The sequence below is a fragment of the Blastococcus sp. SYSU D00868 genome (genome assembly GCF_054050575.1).
This window is the reverse complement of the sequence record NZ_JBJGZO010000001.1, coordinates 315750-341826: the sequence shown is the minus strand read 5'-3', so window position 1 is coordinate 341826 and position 26077 is coordinate 315750. Positions and strand designations below refer to the sequence as shown.

Sequence of the window (26077 nt, the reverse complement as noted above, 5' to 3'; positions counted from 1 at the left end):
CCCCCCCCCCCCCCCCCACCGCCCCCCCCGGCGGGCGCGGGTCCTCGCGGTGCAGGGGCGCCGCCCCCCCCCCCCCCCCCCCCCCCCCCCCCCCCCCCCCCCCCCCCCCCCCCCCCGTCCCGGCGAGCACGCGGGAGGACAGCTGCCGGCCGGTGCGGCGCAGCAGCAGCTCCGGCGTCGCGCCGAGCAGGCCGTCGACGGCGAAGGTCCAGCAGTCGGGGAACCGGGCGGCCAGCCGGCCGAGCAGCCGGCGCGGGTCCAGCGGCACGTCGGCGGTCACCAGCAGGTCCCGCGCCAGCACCACCTTGTCCAGCTCGCCCGCGCCGATCCGGCGCACCGCCGCGGCCACCGCCGCGCACCAGTACACCGGGTCCAGCGCGCCGTCGGCGTAGCGCAGCCGGCCGGGCGCCGGCGCCGGCTCGTTGTGGACCGGCAGCGGGGCGGGGTCCGGGTGGGTCGGGGAGGCGATCGTCGTCATCCAGGCCACGCCCGCGCGCCGCCCGACGACGACCTCGGGGACGACGAACACCGACGTGCCGGCCGCGGGGTCGAACGCGACGCTGGCGAAGGCGACCGGCCCCGAGCCGGGGACGCCGACGGGATCCGCCGCGGACAGCTCCGCCGACAGCCCGGCCCACCACCGCGCCGCCTCGGCCAGCGCGTGCGGGCCGGAGACCTCCAGGCGGGCGGCCTCGCCCCACCCGACCAGCCCCTCCCCGCGGCGCACCCAGGACAGCCCGCCGGTCGCGGGCAGCAGGCGCAGCAGCTCCGGGGAGTCGGGCAGCTCGACGGTCGTGACCGCGGACGCCGCGGCGTCCGGGGAGGTCAGCGCCGCCGTCGTCACGGGTCCAGAGTAGGCAGCCGGGTAGCGTCCCCGCCGTGGCAGACCGGCGAGACGACGCACACACCGCCGGGCTGCGGGCCGGTCTGGACAAGGCCCCCGCCGAGGTCGCGGCCATGTTCGACCGGGTCGCCCGCCGCTACGACCTGACCAACACCGTCCTGTCGGGCGGGCTGGACGCCGGCTGGCGCCGGGCCACCCGCGAGGCGGTCGGCGCGCGCCCGGGGCAGACGGTGCTCGACGTCGCGGCCGGCACCGCCGTCTCCACGGTCGAGCTGGCCGCCGGCGGCGCGACCGCGATCGCCTGCGACTTCTCCCAGGGGATGCTGCGGGCCGGCGCCGCCCGGCGGGTGCCGAAGGTGGCCGGGGACGCGATGGCGCTGCCGCTGGCCGACGCGAGCGTGGACGCGGTCGTCATCTCCTTCGGGCTGCGCAACGTCGCCGACCCCGACGCGGCGCTGCGCGAGTTCCTCCGGGTCACCCGGCCGGGCGGCACGCTGGTGGTCTGCGAGTTCTCCAGCCCGACCTGGGCGCCGTTCCGCACGGTCTACCTCGAGTACCTGATGCGGGCGCTGCCGCGGATCGCGCGGGCGGTCAGCAGCAACCCCGACGCCTACGTCTACCTCGCCGAGTCGATCCGGGCCTGGCCCGACCAGCCGACCCTGGCGGCGCGGGTGGCGGCCGCGGGGTGGGCCGACGTGGCCTGGCGCGACCTCACCGGCGGCATCGTCGCCCTGCACCGCGCCCGCCGCCCCTAGGCCGCCGCGCGCGGGAGGTCCCGTCCGCGGGTGGTGACACGGGCGATGTGCGCCGGAGGACCACTCGGGACCCGGACCGGTCCCGGACCGCACAGCGCCCGTGCGCGGGGAGCCCGGGAACCCGGACCGCCGGCGGCCGACGGCCCTGGTCCGGGCCCGCGGGCCGCCGTAGCGTCGGTCCATGACGTCACCGCCGATGCCCGAACCGCCCGGGCCCTCGCCCTCGCCGGTGGACCCGCTGTCCCCGCCCGGCCCCGCGCCGCTGCCGCAGCCGAGCCCCACCGACCCGACCGCCCCGCCGCCGACCGGGCCGCAGCCGGTCTGACGGTCGGGCCCGACCCCACGGGCGAGCGCATGCGCTTCGCCGACCGCGCCGAGGCCGGCCGCGCCCTGGCCCGCCGGCTCGCCGGGCGGGTGGGGCCGGACGCCGTCGTGCTCGGGCTGCCCCGCGGCGGCGTCGTCGTCGCCGTCCCGGTGGCCGCCGCGCTGCGGGCGCCGCTGGACGTGCTCGTCGTCCGCAAGCTCGGCCTGCCCGAGCACCCCGAGCTCGCCATGGGCGCGATCGCGGCGGTGGGGGACGTCGTCGAGACCGTCCGCACCCCCGAGGTCCTCGGCCCCGCCGGCGTGGCCGATGCGGACTTCGCCGCGGTGCGCGACCGCGAGCTGGCCGAGCTCCGCCGCCGCACCGACGCCTACCGCACCGGCCGGGTCCCGCCGCCGGTCCGCGGCCGCACCGTCGTGCTGGTCGACGACGGGCTGGCCACCGGCTCGACCATGCGCGCCGCCCTGGCCGCGCTGCGGCGGCAGGAGCCGGCCCGCGTCGTCGTCGCCGTCCCGGTCGCCTCGCCCCGCGTCGCCGCCGAGCTGGCCGCCGAGGTCGACGACCTCGTCTGCCTGGCCGCGCCCGCCGGCTTCCGCGCGGTCGGCCAGGCGTACGCCGACTTCTCCGCCACCTCGGACGACGCCGTGCGCGCGGCCCTCGCCGGCGCCTCCTCCTGACGCGGCCGCGTGAGGCTCGTCACGGGGGGCTTGTTCCCTGGCTCACACCGCGGCGTAGGCTCGGACCCGACGACTTCGTGAAAATGTTCACAAGCGCACCGGGAACCGCGGGAGGGGGATCGACGTGCCGAGCACGCTCGCCGCGGCGCCGCGCGGGGACGCCCTGCGCGCCGACGTGGTCGTCGTCGGCGCCGGGCCCGCGGGCTCGGCCGCGGCCCGCACGCTGGCCGCCGCGGGCCGCGACGTCGTCGTCCTCGAGAAGGCCGACTTCCCGCGGGAGAAGGTCTGCGGCGACGGGCTGACCCCGCGCGGGGTCAAGGCGCTCGACGACCTGGGCGTGGACACCACCGGCTGGGTCCGCCACCGCGGGCTGCGGGTCTTCGGCGGCGGCCAGGTCGTCGAGGTCGACTGGCCGCAGCTGCGCTGCTGGCCCTCCCACGGGCTGATCCGCACCCGCAGCGACCTCGACACCCTGCTGGCCGACCACGCCGCGGCCGCCGGTGCCCGGGTGCACACCGGCGTCCAGGTGACCGACCCCGAGCTGGACGACGCCGAGCGGGTCGTCGGCGTGCGGACCCTCGTCGGCCCGGGGAGGGAGCCGGCCACCTGGCGCGCGCCGCTGGTGGTCTCCGCCGAGGGGCTGTCCGGGCGGCTGGCCAAGTCGCTCGGCCTGGTCCGCCGCGAGGACCGCCCGCTGGGCGTCGCGGTCCGCCGCTACGTGCGCACCCCGCGCTCGGCCGACCCCTACCTCGACATCTCCTTCGACCTGTCCGCCGACGGGCCCAGCGCCGACTCGATGCCCGGCTACGGCTGGTCCTTCGGCATGGGCGACGGCACCGCCAACGTCGGCTTCGGCCTGCTGGACACCCGTCGCGGCACGGGCGCCGAGCCGCGCACCGTGCTGCGCCGGTGGCTGGCCACGCTGCCGCCGGAGTGGCAGCTGGACGACGAGCACGCGGTCACCCCGCTGCGCGGCGCCGGCCTGCCGATGGCGCTGCACCGCCAGCCCGCCTACACCCGCGGGCTGCTGCTGGCCGGCGACGCCGCCGGGGTGGTCAACCCGTTCAACGGCGAGGGCATCAGCTACGCGCTGGAGACCGGCGCGATGGCGGCCGAGACCGCGGTCGCGGCGCTGGCGCAGCCGGAGGGGCCGGCCCGCGAGGCGGCGCTGCGCCGGTACCCCGCGCGGCTGCGCGAGGAGTACGGCCGCCACCACCGGCTCGGCATCGGCTTCCTGGCCCTCCTCGACCGCCCGGAGGTCGTCCGCTTCGCCACCGCGCACGGGCTCAAGCGGCCCGCGCTGGTGAACCGGGCGCTGCGGCTGATGGGCAACCTCTCCGACGGCCGCGACGGCGACCGCTTCGACCGGGCGCTGGCCCTCCTGACCCGACTGACCCCGGCGGTGTGAGGCCGACATGACGATCCGATACCGAATCGACACGACGAGTGCCGGACGCGCACGTCCGGTGACCTCCGTCACCGTAGGGTGCCGCTGATGCTCTCGTCCTACGTGCCGATCGTCGGCCTGTTCGCCCTGGCCGCCGCGTTCGCGCTCTTCTCCGTCACCGCCGCCCCGTTCGTCGGCCCGCGCCGCTACAACCGCGCGAAGCTGCAGGCCTACGAGTGCGGCATCGAGCCGGTCGACCAGCCGCTCACCGGCGGCCGCTTCCCGGTCAAGTACTACCTCACGGCGATGCTCTTCATCGTCTTCGACATCGAGATCGTCTTCCTCTACCCGTGGGCCGTTGCCAACGACGCGCTCGGCGTCTTCGGGCTGGTCGAGATGGTCGTGTTCATCGGCACCGTCTTCCTCGCCTACGCCTACGTGTGGCGGCGGGGCGGACTGGAATGGGACTGAGCATGGGGCGGGCGGTCTAGTCATGGGTCTCGAGGAGAAGCTGCCCAGCGGCGTCCTGCTGACGACGGTGGAGAAGCTGGTCAACTGGACGCGCAAGTCGTCGTTCTGGCCGGCCACGTTCGGCCTGGCCTGCTGCGCCATCGAGATGATGGCCACCGGCGCCGGCCGCTACGACCTGGCCCGGTTCGGCATGGAGGTCTTCCGGGCCTCGCCGCGGCAGGCCGACCTGATGATCGTCGCGGGCCGGGTGAGCCAGAAGATGGCGCCGGTCCTGCGCCAGATCTACGACCAGATGCCCGAGCCGCGCTGGGTGCTCGCCATGGGCGTGTGCGCCAGCTCCGGCGGCATGTTCAACAACTACGCGATCGTGCAGGGCGTCGACCACGTCGTCCCGGTGGACATGTACCTGCCCGGCTGCCCGCCCCGGCCGGAGATGCTGATGGACGCGATCCTCAAGCTGCACTACAAGATCCAGCACGAACCGCTGGGCCCGAAGCGGGAGAAGGCGCTGGCCCGCGCCCGCGAGGACGGCACCGCGAAGGACCTGCTGGTGGAGATGCCCTCCAGCGTCCGCGTGGACAAGGCCGCCCGGCGCGCCTACGAGCAGGCCGCCGCCGAGGGGCGCACCGGCCAGTTCGCGATCGACCAGCGCGGCGGCAAGGCCGTCCTGCTGCCCGAGCCCTACGTGCGGAGCGAGCCCGGAGTGCAGCCATGAGCAGCGACGGCGGCTTCCCGACCCCGGGCCCGGACGGCGGCCAGCAGGGCATCGGCGGCGGGCCGGCCGGCGGCTTCCGCCGCGGCGCGTTCGGCGTCACCGGCAGCGGCGACACCTCCGGCTTCGGCGGGCTGGTCCGCGTCGAGCCGGGCGGCGCCGTCGCGCTGCACTCGACCGAGCGGCCCTACGGCGGGTGGTTCGACGAGGTCACCGACGCGCTGATCGAGGCGGTCGGGGAGGCCACGTACGCCGTCGCCGTCTCGCGGGTGCTGGTCGACCGCGGCGAGATCACCTACTTCGTGCCCCGCGAGCACCTGCTGACCCTGGTCCGGGCGCTGCGGGACGACGAGGCGCTGCGCTTCGAGCTGTGCAGCAGCGTCTCCGGCGTCGACTACCTCGACAGCGGCGGCCCGGCGGTCGCCCCCGGCCGGCCGCGGCTGCACGTCGTCTACCACCTGACCTCGATGACCTACCGCCGCCGCATCCGGCTGGAGGTGGCGGTGACCGCCGAGGACCCGCACGTGCCCTCGGTGACCGGCGTCTACCCGACGGCGGACTGGCACGAGCGGGAGACGTTCGACATGTTCGGCGTCGTCTTCGACGGCCACCCGTCGCTCACCCGGATCCTCATGCCCGACGACTGGGACGGCTTCCCCCAGCGCAAGGACTACCCGCTCGGCGGCGTCCCGGTGGAGTACTACGACGCGACCATCCCGCCTCCCGACACCCGCAGGTCCTACCGATGAGGGGCCACCGATGACCACCACGCAGGACCCCTACGCCGGCTCCCGCGAGACCACCGAGGGCCGCGTCTACACGGTCACCGGCGGCGACTGGGACCAGACCTTCGGCGGCGACCTCACCGGCGAGGAGCGCCTCGTCGTCAACATGGGGCCGCAGCACCCCTCCACGCACGGCGTCCTGCGGCTGGTGCTCGACCTCGAGGGCGAGACGGTGACCAAGGCGCGGGTGGTCATCGGCTACCTGCACACCGGCATCGAGAAGAACACCGAGTACCGCAACTGGACGCAGGGCACGACCTTCGTCACGCGGATGGACTACCTGTCCCCGCTGTACAACGAGGCCGGCTACTGCATGGCCGTGGAGAAGCTCCTCGGCATCGAGATCCCGCAGCGGGCGCAGACCATCCGCGTCCTCGTCATGGAGATCAACCGGATCGCCTCGCACCTGGTCGGCCTGGCCACCGGCGGCATGGAGCTCGGCGCGCTCACCGCGATGACCAACGGCTTCCGCGAGCGCGAGCTGTGCCTGGACCTCCTCGAGGAGATCACCGGGCTGCGGATGAACCACGCCTACATCCGCCCCGGCGGGCTGGCGCAGGACCTGCCGCCCGGCGCGGTGGAGCACATCCGCGAGTGGCTGGAGGTCATGCCCAAGCGGCTGGCCGAGTACCACCGGCTGCTCACCGGCCAGCCGATCTGGCAGCGCCGGCTGAAGGACGTCGGCTACCTCGACGTCACCGGCTGCGTCGCCCTCGGCGTCACCGGCCCGGTGCTGCGCGCCGCCGGCCTGCCCTGGGACCTGCGCAAGGTCGAGCCCTACCTCGGCTACGAGACCTACGACTTCGAGGTGCCGACCGCCGACACCTCCGACGCGTGGGGCCGGTACCTGGTGCGCATGGCCGAGATGCAGGAGTCGCTCAAGATCGTCGCCCAGGCGCTGGACCGGCTGGAGCCCGGCCCGGTCATGGTCGAGGACAAGAAGATCGCCTGGCCCGCGCAGCTCTCGCTCGGCGCGGACGGCATGGGCAACTCGCTGGAGCACGTGCAGCACATCATGGCCGGCTCGATGGAGTCGCTGATCCACCACTTCAAGCTGGTCACCGAGGGCTTCCGGGTGCCGGCCGGGCAGGTGTACGTGCCGGTCGAGTCCCCCCGCGGCGAGCTCGGCTACCACGTGGTCAGCGACGGCAGCACCCGGCCGTGGCGCGTCCACGTGCGCGACCCCAGCTTCGTGAACCTGCAGGCCACGGCCGCGATGAGCGAGGGCGGCATGATCGCCGACGTCATCGCGGCGATCGCGTCGATCGACCCGGTGATGGGAGGTGTCGACCGGTGAGCGCACTCCCCGGATCGGCCGAGGGGACGGCGGTGACCGGGCTGGACTCCAGCCCGGTGGAGGCCGACCCGCAGACCCTGGCCGAGCTGCCGCCGCTGACCGAGCAGACCCGGCTCGAGGCGCGGGAGATCATGGCCCGCTACCCGCAGCCACGCTCGGCGCTGCTGCCGATGCTGCACCTGGTGCAGTCGGTGCAGGGCTACGTCTCGCCCGAGGGCGTCGCGCTGTGCGCCGAGGAGCTGGGCCTGACCAAGGCCGAGGTCGGCGCGGTCGCGACCTTCTACACGATGTACAAGCGCCGGCCGACCGGCCGGCACTTGGTCAGCGTGTGCACCAACACCCTGTGCAACGTCCTCGGCGGGCAGCGGATCTACGAGGCGCTGTGCACCGACCTCGGCGTGCACCACGACGAGACCGCCGCCGACGGCTCGGTCACCCTCGAGCACGCCGAGTGCCTGGCCGCCTGCGACTACGCGCCCGTGGTCACCGTCGACTACGAGTTCTACGACCAGCAGGACGTCGACAGCGCCCGCGAGCTGGTGGCCGCGCTGCGCCGCGGCGAGAAGCCGCACCCCACCCGCGGCGCCCCGCTCACCGACTTCCGCGGCGTCTCCCGCCAGCTCGCCGGGTTCTCCCAGTGGGCCGACGCCGAGGCCGCGGACGCCGCCGTCGACGCGCCCTGGGAGGCCGGCCCGACCCTGATCGGCGTCCGGCTGGCCGAGGAGCGCGGCGAGACCGCGCCGCCGATGGCCGGCGCGGAGCCCGAGCCCGCCGACGCCGGCGAGCCGCGGGAGACCGTCCGCCCGTCCGGCCGGTCCGGCAAGGCGCCCGGCCTGGAGGCCGCCGACGCCCGCGTCGCCGCTGCCGACACCCCGGCCGAGCGGGCCGGCGCGGCCGGCTCGCACCCCGACGCCCCGGAGCCCGCCGGACGGCGGCTGCCCGACGGCACCACCGGCACCGACACCCCCGCGGGATCCGAGCCGGGGACCTCCGGCCAGGGTCCTGCCACCTCCTCGCCCGGCCCGAATCCACCCGGGAAGGCCTGACATGCCCCTCACCCCCGTCCTCACCGCGCGCTGGGGCGCCGACCAGCCCTGGCGGCTGTCCACCTACGAGTCGCTCGAGGGCTACGCCGCGCTGCGCACCGCACTGACGATGGCGCCCGACGAGCTGGTCACCCTGGTCAAGGACTCCGGGCTGCGCGGCCGCGGCGGCGCCGGCTTCCCGACCGGCATGAAGTGGAGCTTCATCCCGCAGCCCAAGCCGGGGGAGACGCCGACCGGCCCGGCGGCCAAGCCCAAGTACCTCGTGGTCAACGCCGACGAGGGCGAGCCGGGCACCTGCAAGGACCTGCCGCTGATGATGACCGACCCGCACTCGCTGGTGGAGGGCGTGATCATCTCCGCCTACGCCATCCGGTGCCACTTCGCGGTCATCTACGTCCGCGGCGAGGCGGTGCACGCCCACCGCCGGCTGGTCAGCGCGGTCCAGGAGGCCTACGCCGCCGGCTACCTCGGCAGCGACGTCCTGGGCTCGGGCTACGACCTCGAGCTCGTCGTGCACGCCGGCGCCGGCGCCTACATCTGCGGCGAGGAGACCGCGCTGCTCGACTCGCTCGAGGGCTACCGCGGCCAGCCGCGGCTCAAGCCGCCGTTCCCGGCCGTCGCCGGGCTCTACGGCGCCCCGACCGTGATCAACAACGTCGAGACGCTGGCCAGCGTGCCGTTCGTCGTCCGCGGCGGCGCCGACTGGTTCAAGGAGTTCGGACCGGAGAAGTCGCCCGGCCCGAAGATCTACTCGCTGTCGGGCCGCGTCGTCCGTCCCGGCCAGTACGAGGCGCCGATGGGGACGACGATGCGCGAGCTGCTGGAGATGGCCGGCGGCATCCGCCCGGGCCACGAGCTCAAGTTCTGGACGCCGGGCGGGTCCTCCACGCCGTACTTCACCGCCGAGCACCTCGACGTCCCGCTGGACTTCGACTCGGTCGCCGCCGCGGGGTCGATGCTCGGCACCACCGCGCTCATGGTCTTCGACGAGACCGACTCGATCGTCGAGGCCACCCTGCGGTTCACCGAGTTCTACGCGCACGAGAGCTGCGGCAAGTGCACCCCGTGCCGCGAGGGCACCTACTGGCTGGTCCAGATCCTCGAGCGGCTCGTCGAGGGCCGCGGCACCGCCGCCGACCTCGACCTGCTCACCGACACCTGCGACAACATCCTGGGCCGGTCGTTCTGCGCCCTCGGTGACGGCGCCACCAGCTGCATCGCCAGCTCGCTCAAGTACTTCCGGGACGACTACGTCGCGCTGCTGCCCCCCGAGGAGCAGGCGCGGCTGGGCCGTTCGCTCCGCCTCGAGCCCGTGGGGGCCGCCTCGTGACACTGACACCCACCAGCCCCGAGCCGGCGGCCGCGGTCCCGCCGGGCGCGCCCGGCCCGCACACCCCGCCGGACGCCGTCCGCTGCACCATCGACGGCTTCGACGTCGCGGTGCCCAAGGGGACGTTGATCATCCGTGCGGCCGAGATGATCGGCGTGCAGATCCCGCGGTTCTGCGACCACCCGCTGCTCGAGCCGGTCGGCGCCTGCCGCCAGTGCCTGGTCGAGGTGGAGGGCCAGCGCAAGCCGGTGGCCTCGTGCACCATGCCGGTGACGGAGGGCATGGTCGTGCAGACGCAGCTGACCAGCCCGGTCGCCGACAAGGCGCAGCAGGGCACGATGGAGCTGCTGCTCATCAACCACCCGCTGGACTGCCCGGTCTGCGACAAGGGCGGCGAGTGCCCCCTGCAGAACCAGGCGATGAGCAACGGCCGCGCCGAGAGCCGGTTCGTCGACGTCAAGCGCACCTATCCCAAGCCGCTGCCGATCAGCAGCGAGGTGCTGCTGGACCGCGAGCGGTGCGTGCTCTGCGCGCGCTGCACCCGCTTCTCCCAGCAGGTCGCCGGCGACCCGTTCATCGAGCTGTTCGAGCGCGGCGCGCTGGAGCAGGTGGCGATCTACGAGGACGAGCCGTTCGAGTCCTACTTCTCCGGCAACACCACCCAGATCTGCCCGGTCGGGGCGCTGACCAGCGCGCAGTACCGGTTCCGCTCCCGCCCGTTCGACCTGCGCAGCGAGGACAGCGTCTGCGAGCACTGCGCCTCGGGCTGCGCGCAGCGCACCGACTACCGCCGCGGCACGGTGCTGCGCCGGCTGGCCGGCGAGGACCCGCAGGTCAACGAGGAGTGGAACTGCGACAAGGGCCGCTGGGCCTTCCGCTACGCCACCGCCAACGAGCGGTTCACCACGCCGCTGGTCCGCCGCGACGGCGTCCTGCAGCCGGCCTCCTGGCCCGAGGCCTGGGCGGCGGCCGCCGCCGGGCTGGCCGCGGCGCGCGCCGCCGGCGGCGTCGGGGTGCTGCCCGGCGGCCGGCTCACCGTCGAGGACGCCTACGCCTACGCCAAGTTCGCCCGCGTGGCGCTGGGCACCAACGACGTCGACGCCCGCGCCCGCGCGCACTCCGCGGAGGAGGAGGCCTTCCTCGCCGCGCGCGTCGCCGGCCGCTTCCCCGGCGCCGGCGCCGTCACCTACGACGAGCTGGGCGACGCCCCGGCCGTGCTCCTGGCCGGCTTCGAGCCGGAGGAGGAGTCGCCGATCGTCTTCCTGCGGCTGCGCCGCGCGGTGCGCACCCGCGGGCTGCCGGTCTTCGACCTCGCCCCCTTCGCCACCCGCGCCGCGGTCAAGCTGCAGGCCACCGTGCTCGGCACCCTGCCCGGCACCGAGGCCCGCTCGCTGGCGGCGCTGGCCGCCGGCACCTGGGGCGGGCCGGCCGTGGAGGCGCTGCGGCAGCCCGGCGCGGTCGTGCTGGCCGGCGAGCGGCTGGCGGAGGTCCCCGGCGCGTTCAGCGCGCTGGCCGAGCTGGCCCGCACCACCGGCGCGCGCGTGGCCTGGGTGCCGCGGCGGGCCGGGGAGCGCGGCGCGGTCGAGGCCGGCGCCCTGCCCGGGCTGCTGCCCGGCGGCCGCGTCGTGACCGACCCCGCGCACCGGGCGGACGTCGCCGCACTGTGGGGCCTCGAGGAGCTCCCGGCCGCCCCCGGCCGCGACCTCACCGGCATCCTCACCGCCGTCCGGGACGGCGAGCTGGGCGGCCTGCTGGTCGGCGGCGTCGACCCGGCCGACCTGCCCGACCCGCGGCTGGCCGAGGCGGCGCTGTCCGCGGCCGGCTTCGTGGTCAGCCTCGAGCTGCTGCCCAGCGCGGTCACCGAGCACGCCGACGTCGTCCTCCCGGTGGCCGCGGCGCCGGAGAAGGCCGGCAGCTACCTGGACTGGGAGGGCCGGGTGCGGTCCTTCGACGCCACCCTGCACGGCACCGGCCAGCTGACCGACGGCCGGGTGCTGCACGGGCTGGCCGAGGAGCTCGGCGTGGACCTGCGGCTGCCCGTCGTCGAGGCGGCGCAGGCCGAGCTCGGCGCCCTCGGGCTGCCGGCCACGGTCGCGGCCGTGACCGGGCTGGACGTCGCCCCCGCCCCGGACGCGGCGCCCGGCGAGGACGAGGCGGTGCTCGCCTCCTGGCGGCAGCTGCTCGACGTCGGCACGCTGCAGCGCGACGAGCCGGAGCTGGCCGGCACCGCGCGCCCGCCGGTGGCGCGGCTCGGCCGCGAGGCCGCGGCCCGCCTCGGGCTCGCCGACGGCGACCGGCTCACCGTGACCGGCGCGGCCGGTGCGGTGACCCTCCCGGTGCGGGTGACCGAGATGCCCGACCGCGTGGTCTGGCTGCCGATGCGCTCGCCCGGCAGCGAGGTGCGCAGCCAGCTGGGCACCTCGCCCGGCGGCGTCGTCCGACTGTCGGCCGGAGGTGCCCCGTGAGCGAGCTCGCGAGCTCACCGGAGAACGCAGCAGCACCGGGAACGAAGACGACGAGCGCCAGCGAGGAGGCGAAGTGAGCGTCCTGGCCAGCCCCGAGCAGCCGACCCTCGAGGACTTCGGCAACGACGTCTGGTGGATCGTCCTCATCAAGATCGTCGGCGTCTTCGTCGTCCTGGTCGTGATGACGCTGTTCGCGATCGTCTTCGAGCGCAAGGTCGTCTCGCGGATGCAGCAGCGGATCGGCCCCAACCGGGTCGGCCCGCGCGGCTACCTGCAGAGCCTGGCCGACGGCCTGAAGCTGGCGTTCAAGGAAGACATCATGCCGGCGCTGGCGGACAAGCCGGTCTACTTCCTGGCGCCGGTGATCTCCGCCGTCCCGGCGTTCCTGGCCTTCTCGGTCATCCCGATGGGCCCGACCGTGAGCATCTTCGGCGAGCGGACGCCGCTGCAGCTCACCGACGCCCCCATCGGCGTGCTCGTCGTCCTGGCCTGCTCGGCGATGGGCGTCTACGGCATCGTGCTCGCCGGCTGGGCCTCGGGCTCGACCTACCCGCTGCTCGGCGGCCTGCGCAGCGCCGCGCAGATGGTCAGCTACGAGATCGCGATGGGGCTGTCGATCGTCGCGGTGTTCCTCTACGCCGGCACGATGTCGACCTCCGAGATCGTCGCCGCCCAGGCCGACGGCAACCAGGTCTCCTTCTTCGGGCTGGACTTCACCGGCCCGAGCTGGTTCGCGGTGCTGCTGCCGGTCAGCTTCGTCATCTACGCCATCGCGGTGGTGGGGGAGACCAACCGGGCGCCGTTCGACCTCCCCGAGGCCGAGAGCGAGCTCGTCGGCGGCTTCCACACCGAGTACTCGTCGCTGAAGTTCGCGCTGTTCTTCCTGGCCGAGTACATCAACATGGTCACCGTCTCCGCCCTGGCCGCGACGCTGTTCCTCGGCGGCTGGCGGGCCCCGTGGCCGCTGTCGATCTGGGACGGCGCCAACTCCGGCTGGTGGCCGATGCTGTGGTTCTTCCTCAAGGTCGTGCTGGCGCTGTTCGTCTTCATCTGGCTGCGTGGCACGCTGCCCCGGCTCCGCTACGACCAGTTCATGCGGTTCGGGTGGAAGGTCCTGGTCCCCACCGCGCTGCTGTGGATCCTCGCCGTCGCCACCATGCGCACCGTCTCCCGCGAGGCCGACCTCTCCACCGGGCAGGTGGCGCTGTTCGTCGGCGTCCCGATGGCGCTCGTGGTGCTCGGCGTCCTGTGGGCCGCCGGCCGGGTGGCCAACCGCGACACCCGGGTCATGGCGGAGGAGGCCGCGGCCGGGGCCGTCCACGCCACCGAGCCGGAGCCGGAGGTGCTGCCCCCGGTGGGCGGGCCGCGCCGCCGGCCGGCCCAGCGCACCGGCCCCAGCCGCGCCGAGGGCGGGTTCCCGATCCCGCCCATGGACCTGCAGGTCCCGCCGTCGCCGCGGCTGCGCCGCGGCGAGCCGGTCGGGGCGGCCAGCCGCGCCGACGGCGGGGTGGTCGCCACCGGCCGCCGCGGCAGCACCCGCACCGACGCCCCATCGACCAACGGCCTGGAGGACGGCGATGTCTGAGCCCACCACCGGCGGGACGGAGAAGGGCCTCGCCCAGGCCGCCCGCGGCGGTGAGGTCGAGCGGGCCGGGCGGCGGGCCGACGTCGTCCCCGCCGGCCGCCGCAGCCTGCTGCCGGCGCCGGGCCAGGGCTTCGGCGTCACCTTCGCGCAGATCTTCCGCAAGGTGACGACCGAGGAGTACCCCGAGGTCCCGAAGGTGACCAAGCCGCGCTACCACGGGCGGCACGTGCTCAACCGGCACCCCGACGGGCTGGAGAAGTGCGTCGGCTGCGAGCTGTGCGCCTGGGCCTGCCCGGCCGACGCCATCTACGTCGAGGGGGGCGACAACACCGAGGACGCCCGCTACTCGCCGGGCGAGCGCTACGGCCGCGTCTACCAGATCAACTACCTGCGCTGCATCTTCTGCGGGCTGTGCATCGAGGCGTGCCCGACCCGCTCGCTGACGATGAGCAACGACTTCGAGCTGGCCGACGACAACCGGCAGGACCTGATCTACACCAAGGAGCAGCTGATGGCCCCGCTGCTGCCGGGCATGGAGCAGCCGCCGCACCCGATGCGCCTGGGCGAGGACGAGAAGGACTACTACCTGGCCGCCACCCAGCGCGGGGAGCGGGCATGACGCCGCTGGCGGCGGCCGCCGACACGAGCGTCTCGCTCGGCACCGGCGAGGCCGTCGTCTTCTGGGTGCTCGCGCCGGTCGCGCTGGCGGGGGCCCTGGGCATGGTGTTCTCCCGCAACGCCATCCACTCGGCGCTGTGGCTGGTGACCACGATGCTCAGCCTGGGCGTCTTCTACGTCGTCCAGGAGGCGCCGTTCCTGGGCGCGGTGCAGATCATCGTCTACACCGGCGCGATCATGATCCTCTTCCTGTTCGTGCTCATGCTGGTCGGCCGCGACTCCTCGGACTCGGTGGTGGAGACGCTGCGCGGGCAGCGGGTCGCCGCGATCGTCCTCGGCGTCGGCTTCGCCGGCCTGGTCGGCGCCGGGATCGCCCGGGCCACGCAGGACCTCGTGGGCGACGGGCTGGCCGACGAGGGCGGCAACGGCAACATCCAGGCGATCGCCGAGCTGCTGTTCACCCGCTACCTGCTGGCCTTCGAGGTGACCAGCGCGCTGCTGATCACCGCGGCCGTCGGGGCCATGGTGCTCGCCCACATCGAGCGCGAGCCCGGCAGCCGGCGCACCCAGAAGGAGCTGTCGCGGGCCCGCTTCCTCACCGGCGACCGCCCGCAGACGCTGCCCGGCCCCGGGGTGTTCGCGCGGGCCAACTCCGTCGCCGCGCCGGCGCTGCTGCCCGACGGGCGCCCCGCCGAGGACAGCTTCGCCACCGGCATCGAGCCGCAGGAGGTCGACCAGATGCCGCGTCCGACCGGCCGCGCCCAGCTGGGCAGCCCCGACCACGCCCTCGGCACCCAGGACGGCGCCGCGCACGACGGGCGGGAACTCCGGTGACCCTCGCGCACTACCTGGTCCTCGCCGCGATCCTGTTCACCATCGGCGCCGTCGGCGTGCTGGTGCGGCGCAACGCGATCGTCGTGTTCATGTGCGTCGAGCTGATGCTCAACTCGGTGAACCTGACGCTGGTCACCTTCGCCCGGGCCACCGGCACCGTCGACGGCCAGATCATGGCCTTCTTCGTCATGGTCGTGGCCGCCGCCGAGGTCGTGGTCGGCCTCGCGATCATCATGTCGATCTACCGGACCCGCCGCTCGGCGTCCGTCGACGACGCCAACCTGCTGAAGTACTGACGAGACGGGACCCGCGTCGATGGACACCGTGCCCGCTGACGGGCTGATCTCCGCCTCCTGGCTGCTCGTCGCGCTGCCCCTCGCCGGCGCCGCGGTGCTGCTGCTCGGCGGCCGGCTCACCGACCGCTGGGGCCACCTGCTGGGCACCGGCACGGTGGTCGCGGCCTTCGTGGTCGCGGTGGGTTGCGCGCTGCAGCTCGACGGCCGGCAGGTCGCGGTCGACCTGTTCACCTTCGTCGACACCGGCTCCCTCGACGTCTCCGCCGGGCTGCTGGTCGACCCGCTGTCGGTCATGTTCGCGCTGCTCATCACCGGCGTCGGCGCGCTGATCCACGTCTACTCGATCGGCTACATGGCGCACGACCCGCGCCGCCGGCGGTTCTTCGCCTACCTCAACCTGTTCGTCGCGGCGATGCTGCTGCTGGTCCTGGGCGACAACTACGTCGCGCTGTACGTGGGCTGGGAGGGCGTGGGCCTGGCCTCCTACCTGCTCATCGCCTTCTGGCACGAGCGCCCGGCCGCGGCCACCGCGGCGAAGAAGGCGTTCATCATGAACCGGGTCGGCGACGTCGGCCTGGCCCTGGCGATCTTCATCATGTTCGCCCAGCTGGGCACCGTCTCCTACGAGGGCGTCTTCGGCGGGGCGGGGCTGCTGGCCGGCGGCACGGTCACGGCGATCGGGCTGCTGCTGCTCCTCGGCGCCTGCGGCAAGTCCGGCCAGTTCCCGCTGCAGGCGTGGCTGCCCGACGCGATGGAGGGCCCGACCCCGGTCTCGGCCCTGATCCACGCGGCGACCATGGTCACCGCCGGCGTCTACCTGATCGCCCGGTCGGCGCCGATCTACGACCTGACCGAGACCGCGCGCACCGTCGTCCTGGTCGTGGGCGCCGTGACGCTGATGATCGGCGCCATCGCCGGCTGCGCCTTCGACGACATCAAGAAGGTGCTGGCGTACTCGACGGTCAGCCAGATCGGCTACATGTTCCTGGCCGTCGGGCTGGGCCCGGCCGGCTATGTGGCGGGCCTGGCGCACCTGCTCACCCACGGCTTCTTCAAGGCCGGGCTGTTCCTCGGCGCCGGGTCGGTCATGCACGCCATGGACGACCAGGTGGACATGCGCCGGTTCGGCGGGCTGGCGCGCACGCTGCCGGTCACCTTCGTGACCTTCGGCCTGGGCTACCTGGCGCTGATCGGCTTCCCGTTCCTGTCCGGCTACTGGACCAAGGACGCGATCATCGAGGCCGCGCTCGACCACGGCGGCGCCTCCGGCTGGGTGCTCGGCGGGGTCGCGGTGCTCGGCGCCGGGCTCACCGCCTTCTACATGACCCGGCTGATGTTCATGACCTTCCTCGGCAAGCCGCGCTGGGCGCCGTCCGCGCCGGGCCGCCCGGTGCCGCACCCGCACGAGTCGCCGCCGGTGATGACGGTGCCGATGATCGCGCTGGCCGTGGGCTCGGTGGCCGCCGGCTTCCTGCTGGTGCAGGCCTTCCCGCTCGAGGAGTGGCTGGCGCCGGTGTTCGGCGAGCCCGAGGAGGCCGAGCACGTGGTCGCGCCGGCCGTCGTCGGCGTCGTCGTCACCGCGGTGATGCTGCTGGGGGTCCTCGCCGCCTGGCTGTTCGTCGGCCGCCGCGAGGTCCCGGTGGTCGCGCCCGCCCGGGTCTCGCCGGTCACCCGGGCCGCCCGCAGGGCGCTGTACGCCGACGCGATCAACGAGTCGCTCTTCATGCGCCCCGGCCAGTGGCTGACCCGGGCGCTGGTGTGGGTGGACAACCGCGGGGTGGACGGCGCGATCAACGGCCTGGCCGCGGGGCTCGGCGGCTCGTCGGCGCGGCTGGGCCGGGCGCAGACCGGCTTCGTCCGCACCTACGCGCTGGGGATGCTCGGCGGCGCGGTGCTGGTCGCCGGGGCGCTGCTCGCGGTGACGGCGGGCTGAGCGGGATGACGACGTACGGAGGGGCGCACGCTCGTGGATGACTTCCCGTTCCTGCTGCTCATGATCGCGGTGCCCGCGGTCGGCGCCGCGGTCGTGGCGGCGCTGGGGCGCGGCCGCGAGCTGCTGGCCAAGCAGGTCTCGCTGGGCGTGAGCCTGCTCGTGCTGCTGCTCGCCGTGCTGGCCACGGCCGCCTTCGACACCGACGGCCCGCGCTTCCAGTTGACCAGCTCGGTCTCCTGGATCGAGGACTTCGGGGTCTCCTTCGCCCTCGGCGTCGACGGCATCGCCCTGGTCATGCTGCTGCTGGTCGGCGTCCTGGTGCCGATCGTCATCGGCGCCTCCTGGGAGGACGAGCCCACCGGCGAGCGGTCGATGACGACGTTCTTCGCCTGGCTGCTGCTGCTCGAGGCGATGATGGTCGGCGTCTTCGCCGCGACCGACGTCTTCCTCTTCTACGTCTTCTTCGAGGCGATGCTCGTCCCGATGTACTTCCTGATCGGCAGCTTCGGCGGGCCGCGACGGCAGTACGCGGCGGTCAAGTTCTTCCTGTACAGCCTGGTCGGCGGGCTGATCATGCTCGCCGCGGTGATCGGCCTGTACGTGGTCAGCGCGCAGCAGGGCGAGGGCAGCTTCGCCTTCGAGGTGCTCAACGCCATCGACATCGACCCCGACGTGCAGAAGCTGCTCTTCCTCGGGTTCTTCGTCGCCTTCGCGATCAAGGCGCCGCTGGTGCCGCTGCACACCTGGCTGCCCGACGCCGGTGCCGAGGCGCCGATCGGCGGCGCCGTGCTGCTCGTCGGCGTCCTGGACAAGGTCGGCACCTACGGGTTCCTGCGCTACTGCCTGCCGCTGTTCCCCGACGCCTCCCGCGACCTCGCACCGTTCGTGCTCGTGCTCGCCGTCGCCGGCGTGCTGTACGCCGCGCTGCTGGCGATGGGCCAGAGCGACATGAAGCGGCTGGTCTCCTACACCTCGGTCGCGCACTTCGGCTTCATCGCGCTGGGCATCTTCGCGTTCACCACCGAGGCCCTCAGCGGCGCCGTGCTGTACATGGTCAACCACGGCATCGCGACCGGGCTGCTGTTCCTGGTCGTCGGCATGCTCATCGCGCGCGGCGGGTCCCGGCGGATCGCCGACTACGGCGGCGTCGCCGCCCAGGCGCCCGCGCTGGCCGGGGTGTTCCTGATCGCCGGCCTCGCCTCGCTGGCGCTGCCGGGCACCAACAGCTTCGTCAGCGAGTTCCTCGTGCTCATCGGCTCGTACCCGACCCGGCCGGTGTTCACGATCCTGGCCACCGCCGGGATCATCCTGGCCGCGCTCTACGTGCTGCTCATGTACCAGCGGACCATGCACGGCCCGCCGCGCGGGCTGATGGACGGCCGGGGGCTGGCCGGCGCCGGCGAGCCGCCGGCCGGTGCCCCGGCGGCGGACCCGGCCGGCCACGGCGCGACGGCGACGGCGACGGCGACGGAGACGGCCACCGCCGCGCCGGCCGAGGGGCGGCGCTGGCGTGACCTCAGCCGCCGGGAGGTCGCCGTGGCGGCCCCGCTGGTGGCGCTGATCGTCGTGCTGGGCGTGTACCCCCAGCCGCTCATCGACCTGGTCGAGCCGGCCGTCGCCGCGACGGTCTCCGACGTCGGCGGGGACCCCGGCGGGACGACGCCCGAGGTCGACAGCACCGGTGCCGAGACGGAGGCGGGGAACTGATGATCGAGGCACCGGACCTCTCGCTGGCGGCCCTGGCGCCGCTGCTGTTCGTGTTCGGCGCGGCCTGCATCGGCGTGATCGTCGAGGCCTTCGCGCCGCGCGACTCCCGCCACCCGGTCCAGGTCGCCCTCGCGCTCGTCGGCACCGTGGGCGGCTTCGTGAGCACGCTGCTCCTGGCCGGCACCGAGGAGGTCACCGCCGCCGGGGCGCTCGCCGTCGACGGCGCCGGGCTCTTCCTGCAGGCCACCATCGCCGGGCTCGGCGCCCTGTCGATCCTGCTGTTCGCCGAGCGCGCGCTGGACCCGGCGCGCTCGTCGTTCGTCGCCGAGGCCGCCGTCCCGGCCGGGAGCGTCCGCGACCGGGAGCTGCTCACCGCGACCCGGGTGCAGACCGAGGTCTACCCGCTGACCACGTTCGCGATCGGCGGCATGATGCTGTTCGTCGCGGCCAACGACCTGCTGGTCATGTTCGTGGCGCTCGAGGTGCTCAGCCTCCCGCTGTACCTGATCAGCGGCCTGGCCCGGCGCCGGCGGCTGCTGTCCCAGGAGGCGGCGGTCAAGTACTTCCTGCTGGGCGCCTTCGCCTCGGCGTTCTTCCTCTACGGCCTCGCGCTGGTCTACGGCGCCGCGGGCAGCGTCCGGCTGTCGACGATCTCCGAGGCGGTGACCGCCGAGGGCGGCGACGTCCTGCTCGTCCTCGGCCTGGGGCTGCTGATCGTGGGCCTCATGTTCAAGGCCAGCGTCGCGCCCTTCCACACCTGGACGCCGGACGTCTACCAGGGCGCGCCCACCCCGGTGACCGCCTTCATGGCCGCCTGCACGAAGGTCGCCGCGTTCGGCGCCATCCTGCGGCTGCTCTACGTCGGCTTCGGCACCGACGAGTGGACCTGGCGGCCGCTGGTCTACGGCATCGCGATCGTGTCGATGATCGTCGGCGCCGTCCTGGGGCTCACGCAGACCGACCTCAAGCGGATGCTCGCCTACTCCTCCATCGCGCACGCGGGCTTCCTGCTGACCGGCGTCATCGGCTTCGACGCCACCGGCGACAGCCCCGGCCTGGCCGCCACGCTCTTCTACCTGCTGGTCTACGGGCTGACCACGCTGGGCGCCTTCGCGGTGCTCACGCTGGTCCGCGACGGCGACGGGGAGGCCACCCACCTGTCGGCCTGGGCCGGCCTGGCGCAGCGCTCGCCGCTGGTCGCCGCGATCATGACGCTGTTCCTGCTCGCCCTGGCCGGCATCCCGCTCACCAGCGGCTTCACCGGCAAGTTCGCGGTGTTCCGGGCCGCGATCGACGACGGCGCCTGGCCGCTGGCCGTGGTCGCCCTGCTGGCCAGCGCCGTGGCCGCGTTCTTCTACCTGCGGGTCGTCGTCCTCATGTACTTCTCCGAGCCGGCGGCGGACGGCCCCACGGTCGGCGTGCCCGGGCTGCCCACCACGATCGTGCTCGCGGTGACCGCCGCGGCCACCCTCGTGCTGGGGATCGTGCCCGGGTCGGTGCTCGACCTCGCAGGCCAGGCGGCTAGATTCGTCGGCTGATGACCGGAGCCCGCGCCGCAGTCGACGCCACGCCGCCCGCCCAGGTGTGGCACCGGGCGTCCGCCCCGGCGTCCACGATCGGCACCTGGCTCCCCGAGGGAGCGCTGGGCGAGTCCCTCGCCGACGGGCTCGCCCGGGTGGAGGCGGCGCTGACGGCGTCCGTCGACAGCCAGCACGCGTTCGTGCGGGAGGCCGCCGCCCACCTCATGGCCGCCGGCGGGAAGCGCTTCCGGCCCGTGCTGACGCTGCTCGCCGCCCAGCTCGGCGACCCCGCCGCGCCCGGCGTCACCGAGTCGGCGGTCGTCTGCGAGCTCACCCACCTCGCGACGCTGTACCACGACGACGTCATGGACGAGGCCGCCGTCCGGCGCGGCGCCCCCAGCGCCAACACCCGCTGGACCAACAGCGTCGCCATCCTGACCGGCGACTTCCTCTTCGCGCGCGCCTCCGACCTGCTCGCCGACCTCGGCCCGGAGGCCGTCCGGGTGCAGGCGCGGACGTTCGAGCGACTGGTCACCGGGCAGATCCGGGAGACCGTCGGCCCCGCGCCCGACGACGACCCCATCACCCACTACCTCGAGGTGCTGGCCGACAAGACCGGGTCGCTGGTGGCCACCGCGGCCCGCTTCGGCGCCTCGTTCGCCGGTCTGGACGCGGCCCTGGTGGAGTCGCTGACGGCGTTCGGCGAGGAGGTGGGCGTCGCCTTCCAGCTGTCGGACGACCTGCTGGACATCGTCAGCGAGGGCGGCGCCTCCGGGAAGTCGCCCGGCACCGACCTGCGGGAGGGCATCGCCACGCTGCCCGTGCTGTTCGCGCTCGCCGGCGACGACCCGGCCGAGGCCCGGCTGCGCGAGCTCGTCGCCGCCCCGGTGACCGACGACGCCGAGCACGCCGAGGCGCTGGCCCTGCTGCGCTCGTCGGCCTCCCTGGCGCGCGCCACGCAGGTGCTGGGGGAGTACGCCGACCGGGCGCGGGCCCGGCTGGACGAGGTGCCCCCCGGCGAGGTCCGCGAGGCCCTCTCCGCGCTGTGCGACTACGTGGTGACGCGCACCAGCTGAGGAAGGACCCCCATGCCCCCCACCGCTCGCAGGCTCGCGGTGGGCCCCTGCATGGCGGCCGCGCTCCTGCTGGCCGGGGCGTGCACGGGGGACGGCGGCGGGTCCGGCGCCGCCGACGGGTCGGCCACCGGCGGGGCGCCGGGCACCGCCGAGCCGGGCGCGCCCGCCCTGCGCGTCGAGACCGTCCTCGAGGGCCTCGACCACCCCTGGGACGTCGCCCAGGCCCCCGACGGCACCCTGCTGGTCGACGAGCGGTCCGGAGGGCTGACCGCCGTCCGCCCCGACGGCGAGGTCGTCGAGGTCGCCGCCGACTTCGACGACCTGTACGCGCAGGGGGAGACGGGCCTGATGGGCCTGGTGCTCGACCCGGCGTTCGACGCCACCCGGCGGCTCTACACCTGCCAGGGCGTCGAGGAGGACGGCGGGGTGGAGATCCAGGTGATCGCCTGGACGATCGACCCCGCGTGGACGGCGGCCACCCGCGTCGCCGACCCCCTGGTCGGCGACCTGCCCGCGAACGCCTCCAGCGGCCGGCACGGCGGCTGCCGGCTGCGGTTCGACCCCGACGGGGCGCTGCTCGTGGGCACCGGGGACAACGCCGTCGGCTCCTACGCCCAGGACCTCGCCGTGCTCGGCGGCAAGGTGCTGCGCGTGGACCCCGCGACCGGCGGGCCCTGGCCGGGCAACCCGTTCGCGGGGCGCCCCGGCGCCTCGCCGCTGGTGTGGACCTACGGGCAGCGCAACGTGCAGGGACTGGCCGTGCGGCCGGGCTCCGGGCAGGTCTACGCCGTCGAGCAGGGCACCGACCGCGACGACGAGGTGACCCTGCTGTCGCCGGGCGCCAACGGCGGCTACGACCCCGACGGGGAGGACGGCGGCTACGACGAGAGCGTGCCGATGACCGACCCCGCCCTGCCGGGCGTCGTCCCGGCGACGTGGGCCTCGGGCGACCCGACGATCGCGACCTCGGGCGCCACCTTCCTCGCCGGTGGGCAGTGGGGCGGCTACGAGGGCCTGCTCGTCGTCGGCGTGCAGAAGGACACCGGGCTGCTGGCGCTGGAGATCGACGCCGACGGCGGGCTCGTCGCGCAGTTCCGCGTCCCCGAGCTGGAGGACGCCCACGGCCGGATCCGCACCCCGCAGCTGGGCCGGGACGGCGCCCTGTACGTCACCACCGACAACGGCGACGGGGAGGACCGGCTGCTGCGGGTCACGCCCGCCTGAGACGACGCAGGGCCGGACCCCCGAGGGGGACCGGCCCTGCGTGTGGCGCCGCGACCGTCAGGCGCTGACGGTCCAGGTGTCGCCGCCGGCGAGGAGCGCGTCGAGGTCGGCCGACCCCTCCGCGGTCGCGGCGTCCAGCTGCTCGGTCATCATCCGGTCGTAGGTCGGCTTCTGCACGGAGCGGAAGACGCCCATCGGCGTGTAGCGCAGGTCCTGGCTGGACAGCCGGGACAGCGCGAACGCGTACGCCGGGTCCTCCCGGTGCGCATCGTGGACGACGATCTCCTCCGGGCGCACCTGGTTGGTCTCGGCGATCCGCAGGCCGCCCCACTCGTCGCGGACGACGCAGGAGGCGCCCTCGGGCCCGAACACCAGCGGCTGGCCGTCGACCAGCGGGATCGACCACTGCACCCCGGTCGACGGGTCCTTGAGCAGGTCGAAGGCGCCGTCGTTGAAGATGTTGCAGTTCTGGTAGATCTCCACCAGCGCCGTGCCCTGGTGCTCGGCCGCCTGGCGCAGCACGTCGGTCAGGCCCTTGCGGTCGGAGTCCATGGCCCGGCCGACGAAGGTGGCCTCCGCGCCGATCGCCAGCGACACCGGGTTGAACGGGTGGTCCAGCGAGCCCATCGGCGTGGACTTGGTGACCTTGCCGACCTCGGAGGTGGGCGAGTACTGGCCCTTGGTCAGCCCGTAGATCCGGTTGTTGAACAGCAGGATCTTGATGTTGACGTTGCGGCGCAGCGCGTGGATCAGGTGGTTGCCGCCGATCGACAACGAGTCGCCGTCCCCGGTCACCACCCACACCGACAGGTCGGGGCGGGAGGCGGCCAGGCCGGTGGCGATCGCCGGCGCGCGGCCGTGGATCGAGTGCATCCCGTAGGTGTTCATGTAGTACGGGAAACGGGAGGAGCAGCCGATCCCGGACACGATGACCATGTCCTCGCGGGCGATGCCCAGGGCCGGCAGGAAGCTCTGGACCGCGTTGAGGATGACGTAGTCACCGCAACCCGGGCACCAGCGCACCTCCTGGTCGGTCTTGAAGTCCTTGGCCTTGAGCGCGGTCTGCTTCTCCCCGTTGGTCGCCACCGATGACGCGATGGCGTCGGCGATGGGGCCCTCGAGCGGCATGCCGAGGTCGATGGTGCTCACTGGGTGCCTCCGGTGCTGGCAGACGGAGTGGTGGAGTCGATGACGTCCTGGACGACGGCGGCGAGCTCGGCGGCCCGGAAGGGCAGCCCGCGCACCTGCGTGTGGCTCTGGACGTCGACCAGGTACTTCGCGCGCAGCAGCATCGCGAGCTGGCCGAGGTTCATCTCGGGGCAGATCACGCGGTCGTAGCGCCGCAGCACCTCGCCGAGGTCCGCCGGGAAGGGGTTGAGGTGGCGCAGGTGGAGCTGCGCGACCTTGCGGCCGGACCGCCGGATCCGCCGGCAGGCGGCCCCGATCGGCCCGTAGGTCGAGCCCCAGCCGATGACGGCCACGCGCGCGTCGCCGTCGGGGTCGTCGACGTCGGTGGGCGGGATCGTCGCGGCGATGCCGTCGATCTTCGCCTGCCGCGTGCGGGTCATGAAGTCGTGGTTGGCGGGGTCGTAGGAGATGTTGCCGGTGCGGTCGGCCTTCTCCAGCCCGCCCACGCGGTGCTGCATGCCCGCGGTGCCGGGGATGGCCCACGGCCGGGCCAGGGTCTCCTCGTCGCGCAGGTAGGGGAGGAACTCGCCGTCCTCGCCGTTGGGCGTCGTGGCGAACTCCACCCGCAGGTCCGGCAGCTCGTCGCTCCTGGGGACCGCCCACGGCTCGGCGCCGTTGGCCAGGTAGCCGTCGGACAGCAGGATCACCGGGGTGCGGTAGGTGAGCGCGATCCGCGCGGCCTCGATGGCGGCGTCGAAGCAGTCGCCGGGGGAGCGCGGGGCGACGACGGGCAGCGGCGCCTCGCCGTTGCGGCCGAACATCGACTGCAGCAGGTCCGACTGCTCGGTCTTGGTCGGCAGGCCGGTGGAGGGCCCGCCGCGCTGCACGTCCACCACGACCAGCGGCAGCTCGATCATCACCGCCAGGCCGATGGCCTCGGACTTGAGCGAGATGCCCGGGCCCGAGGTCGTCGTCACGCCGAGCGCGCCGCCGAAGGAGGCGCCGATCGCCGACGCGACGCCGGCGATCTCGTCCTCGGCCTGGAAGGTGCGGACACCGAAGGCCTTGTGCTTGGACAGCTCGTGGAGGACGTCCGACGCCGGCGTGATCGGGTAGGCGCCGAGGAAGACCGGCAGGCCCGAGCGCTGACCGGCCGCGACGAGGCCGAGGGACAACGCCTGGTTGCCGGAGATGTTGCGGTAGGTCCCCGGCGCCATCGGGGCGGGCTTGATCTCGTAGGAGACCGCGAACGCCTCGGTGGTCTCGCCGTAGTTGTAGCCGGCCCGGAAGGCGGCGATGTTGGCCGCGGCGATCTCGGGCTTGCGGCGGAACTGGCGCTCGAGGAAGCGGATCGTGCCCTCGGTCGGCCGGTGGTACATCCACGAGAGCAGGCCGAGCGTGAACATGTTCTTGCTCCGCTCGGCCTCCTTCTTGCCCAGGCCCGAGTCGGCGAGCGCGTCCAGCGTCATGCTGGTCAGCGGCACGCTGACGGTCTGCCACCCCTCGAGCGACCCGTCCTCGATCGGGTTGGTCGCGTAGCCGACCTTCGCCAGGTTGCGCGGGGTGAACTCGTCGGAGTCGAGGATGAGCAGCCCGCCGCCGGGCAGGTCGGCGAGGTTCGCCTTGAGCGCGGCCGGGTTCATCGCCACGAGGACGTCGGGGGCGTCGCCCGGCGTCATGATGTCGTGGTCGGCGAAGTGCAGCTGGAAGCTGCTGACCCCCGGCAGGGTCCCCGTCGGCGCGCGGATCTCGGCGGGGAAGTTGGGCAGCGTCGACAGGTCGTTGCCGAAGGACGCGGTCTCGCTCGTGAAGCGGTTGCCGGTCAGCTGCATCCCGTCGCCCGAGTCACCGGCGAGCCGGATGACCACACGGTCGAGTTCGACGACGCTCTTCACGAGGCCGCCAGGAGCCGAGCTGCCCGCCGTCACGGCCGGGTCGGTCGCAGTCATCAGTGGTCTACCTCCACCGGGCGAGGTTACGTGTAGGTGACGTACCGGAGGTGTGGAATCGCACACTCTCGATCGCTGCGTCACGCATGGCGAGATCCTGTCACGCGAACCGAGAC

The 26077-nt window shown here is 74.2% G+C and carries 23 protein-coding genes; 20 read left to right on the top strand and 3 right to left on the bottom strand.

Annotation, left to right across the window (positions count from 1 at the left end; translation table 11 throughout):
• Positions 1-844: chorismate-binding protein (locus tag ACI79F_RS01725; protein WP_456578860.1), on the bottom strand; the 844-nt coding region annotated here is incomplete at its 3' end.
• Between the two features lie 35 nt (positions 845-879).
• Here ACI79F_RS01725 and ACI79F_RS01720 point away from each other — a divergent pair.
• The 20 genes from ACI79F_RS01720 (at position 880) to ACI79F_RS01625 (ending at position 22884) form a co-directional block, all read left to right on the top strand.
• Positions 880-1599 (top strand): demethylmenaquinone methyltransferase, encoded by a 720-nt coding sequence (locus tag ACI79F_RS01720; RefSeq protein ID WP_456546271.1) that lies wholly within the window; start codon positions 880-882, stop codon positions 1597-1599.
• Between the two features lie 181 nt (positions 1600-1780).
• A complete protein-coding gene (locus tag ACI79F_RS01715; protein ID WP_456546270.1) occupies positions 1781-1924 on the top strand; it encodes a hypothetical protein in 144 nt (47 codons plus the stop codon).
• Positions 1925-1953: 29 nt separating this feature from the next.
• On the top strand, positions 1954-2598 hold the full coding sequence (locus tag ACI79F_RS01710) for a phosphoribosyltransferase (protein WP_456546269.1): 645 nt from the start codon (positions 1954-1956) through the stop codon (positions 2596-2598).
• 124 nt (positions 2599-2722) lie between these two features.
• On the top strand, positions 2723-4006 hold the full coding sequence (locus tag ACI79F_RS01705; RefSeq protein ID WP_456546268.1) for a geranylgeranyl reductase family protein: 1284 nt from the start codon (positions 2723-2725) through the stop codon (positions 4004-4006).
• 87 nt (positions 4007-4093) lie between these two features.
• On the top strand, positions 4094-4456 hold the full coding sequence (locus tag ACI79F_RS01700; protein ID WP_456546267.1) for an NADH-quinone oxidoreductase subunit A: 363 nt from the start codon (positions 4094-4096) through the stop codon (positions 4454-4456).
• Between the two features lie 22 nt (positions 4457-4478).
• A complete protein-coding gene (locus tag ACI79F_RS01695) occupies positions 4479-5171 on the top strand; it encodes a NuoB/complex I 20 kDa subunit family protein (RefSeq protein ID WP_456546266.1) in 693 nt (230 codons plus the stop codon).
• Positions 5168-5917, top strand: a complete 750-nt coding sequence (locus ACI79F_RS01690) for an NADH-quinone oxidoreductase subunit C (RefSeq protein WP_456546265.1) — start codon at positions 5168-5170, stop codon at positions 5915-5917. The genes ACI79F_RS01695 and ACI79F_RS01690 overlap by 4 nt, the downstream gene beginning before the upstream one ends.
• 10 nt (positions 5918-5927) lie before the next feature.
• On the top strand, positions 5928-7250 hold the full coding sequence (locus ACI79F_RS01685) for an NADH-quinone oxidoreductase subunit D (protein WP_456546264.1): 1323 nt from the start codon (positions 5928-5930) through the stop codon (positions 7248-7250).
• Positions 7247-8296, top strand: a complete 1050-nt coding sequence (nuoE, locus tag ACI79F_RS01680; RefSeq protein ID WP_456546263.1) for an NADH-quinone oxidoreductase subunit NuoE — start codon at positions 7247-7249, stop codon at positions 8294-8296. Before ACI79F_RS01685 ends, nuoE begins: the two co-directional genes overlap by 4 nt.
• Position 8297: 1 nt before the next feature.
• On the top strand, positions 8298-9626 hold the full coding sequence (gene nuoF / locus ACI79F_RS01675) for an NADH-quinone oxidoreductase subunit NuoF (RefSeq protein ID WP_456546262.1): 1329 nt from the start codon (positions 8298-8300) through the stop codon (positions 9624-9626).
• Positions 9623-12091, top strand: a complete 2469-nt coding sequence (locus ACI79F_RS01670) for an NADH-quinone oxidoreductase subunit G (RefSeq protein ID WP_456546261.1) — start codon at positions 9623-9625, stop codon at positions 12089-12091. Before nuoF ends, ACI79F_RS01670 begins: the two co-directional genes overlap by 4 nt.
• A 73-nt stretch (positions 12092-12164) precedes the next feature.
• The gene (nuoH, locus tag ACI79F_RS01665) at positions 12165-13676 is read left to right on the top strand and encodes an NADH-quinone oxidoreductase subunit NuoH (protein ID WP_456546260.1); all 1512 of its coding nucleotides are present in this window, start codon (positions 12165-12167) and stop codon (positions 13674-13676) included.
• The gene (gene nuoI / locus ACI79F_RS01660; protein WP_456546259.1) at positions 13669-14295 is read left to right on the top strand and encodes an NADH-quinone oxidoreductase subunit NuoI; all 627 of its coding nucleotides are present in this window, start codon (positions 13669-13671) and stop codon (positions 14293-14295) included. The genes nuoH and nuoI overlap by 8 nt, the downstream gene beginning before the upstream one ends.
• Positions 14292-15128 (top strand): NADH-quinone oxidoreductase subunit J, encoded by an 837-nt coding sequence (locus tag ACI79F_RS01655; protein ID WP_456546258.1) that lies wholly within the window; start codon positions 14292-14294, stop codon positions 15126-15128. Before nuoI ends, ACI79F_RS01655 begins: the two co-directional genes overlap by 4 nt.
• Positions 15125-15424 (top strand): NADH-quinone oxidoreductase subunit NuoK, encoded by a 300-nt coding sequence (nuoK, locus tag ACI79F_RS01650; RefSeq protein WP_456546257.1) that lies wholly within the window; start codon positions 15125-15127, stop codon positions 15422-15424. Before ACI79F_RS01655 ends, nuoK begins: the two co-directional genes overlap by 4 nt.
• A 19-nt stretch (positions 15425-15443) precedes the next feature.
• Positions 15444-17357: an NADH-quinone oxidoreductase subunit L gene (nuoL, locus tag ACI79F_RS01645; protein WP_456546256.1), complete on the top strand. Its 1914-nt coding sequence runs from the start codon at positions 15444-15446 to the stop codon at positions 17355-17357.
• Positions 17358-17390: 33 nt separating this feature from the next.
• The gene (locus ACI79F_RS01640; RefSeq protein WP_456546255.1) at positions 17391-19064 is read left to right on the top strand and encodes an NADH-quinone oxidoreductase subunit M; all 1674 of its coding nucleotides are present in this window, start codon (positions 17391-17393) and stop codon (positions 19062-19064) included.
• Complete coding sequence (gene nuoN, locus ACI79F_RS01635; protein ID WP_456546254.1) at positions 19064-20602, top strand: NADH-quinone oxidoreductase subunit NuoN; 1539 nt, start codon at positions 19064-19066, stop codon at positions 20600-20602. The genes ACI79F_RS01640 and nuoN overlap by 1 nt, the downstream gene beginning before the upstream one ends.
• Positions 20602-21660: a polyprenyl synthetase family protein gene (locus ACI79F_RS01630; protein WP_456546253.1), complete on the top strand. Its 1059-nt coding sequence runs from the start codon at positions 20602-20604 to the stop codon at positions 21658-21660. Before nuoN ends, ACI79F_RS01630 begins: the two co-directional genes overlap by 1 nt.
• A gap of 12 nt (positions 21661-21672) precedes the next feature.
• Entirely contained in the window at positions 21673-22884 is a 1212-nt protein-coding gene (locus ACI79F_RS01625; protein WP_456546252.1) for a PQQ-dependent sugar dehydrogenase, read from the top strand.
• A 57-nt stretch (positions 22885-22941) separates the two neighbouring features.
• On the opposite strand, the gene ACI79F_RS01620 is transcribed toward ACI79F_RS01625, so the two are convergent.
• Together ACI79F_RS01620 and ACI79F_RS01615 are read right to left on the bottom strand one after the other, a co-directional pair.
• A complete protein-coding gene (locus tag ACI79F_RS01620) occupies positions 22942-24033 on the bottom strand; it encodes a 2-oxoacid:ferredoxin oxidoreductase subunit beta (protein ID WP_456546251.1) in 1092 nt (363 codons plus the stop codon).
• A complete protein-coding gene (locus ACI79F_RS01615; RefSeq protein ID WP_456546250.1) occupies positions 24030-25961 on the bottom strand; it encodes a 2-oxoacid:acceptor oxidoreductase subunit alpha in 1932 nt (643 codons plus the stop codon). Before ACI79F_RS01615 ends, ACI79F_RS01620 begins: the two co-directional genes overlap by 4 nt.
• Between the last annotated feature and the right edge of the window lie 116 nt (positions 25962-26077).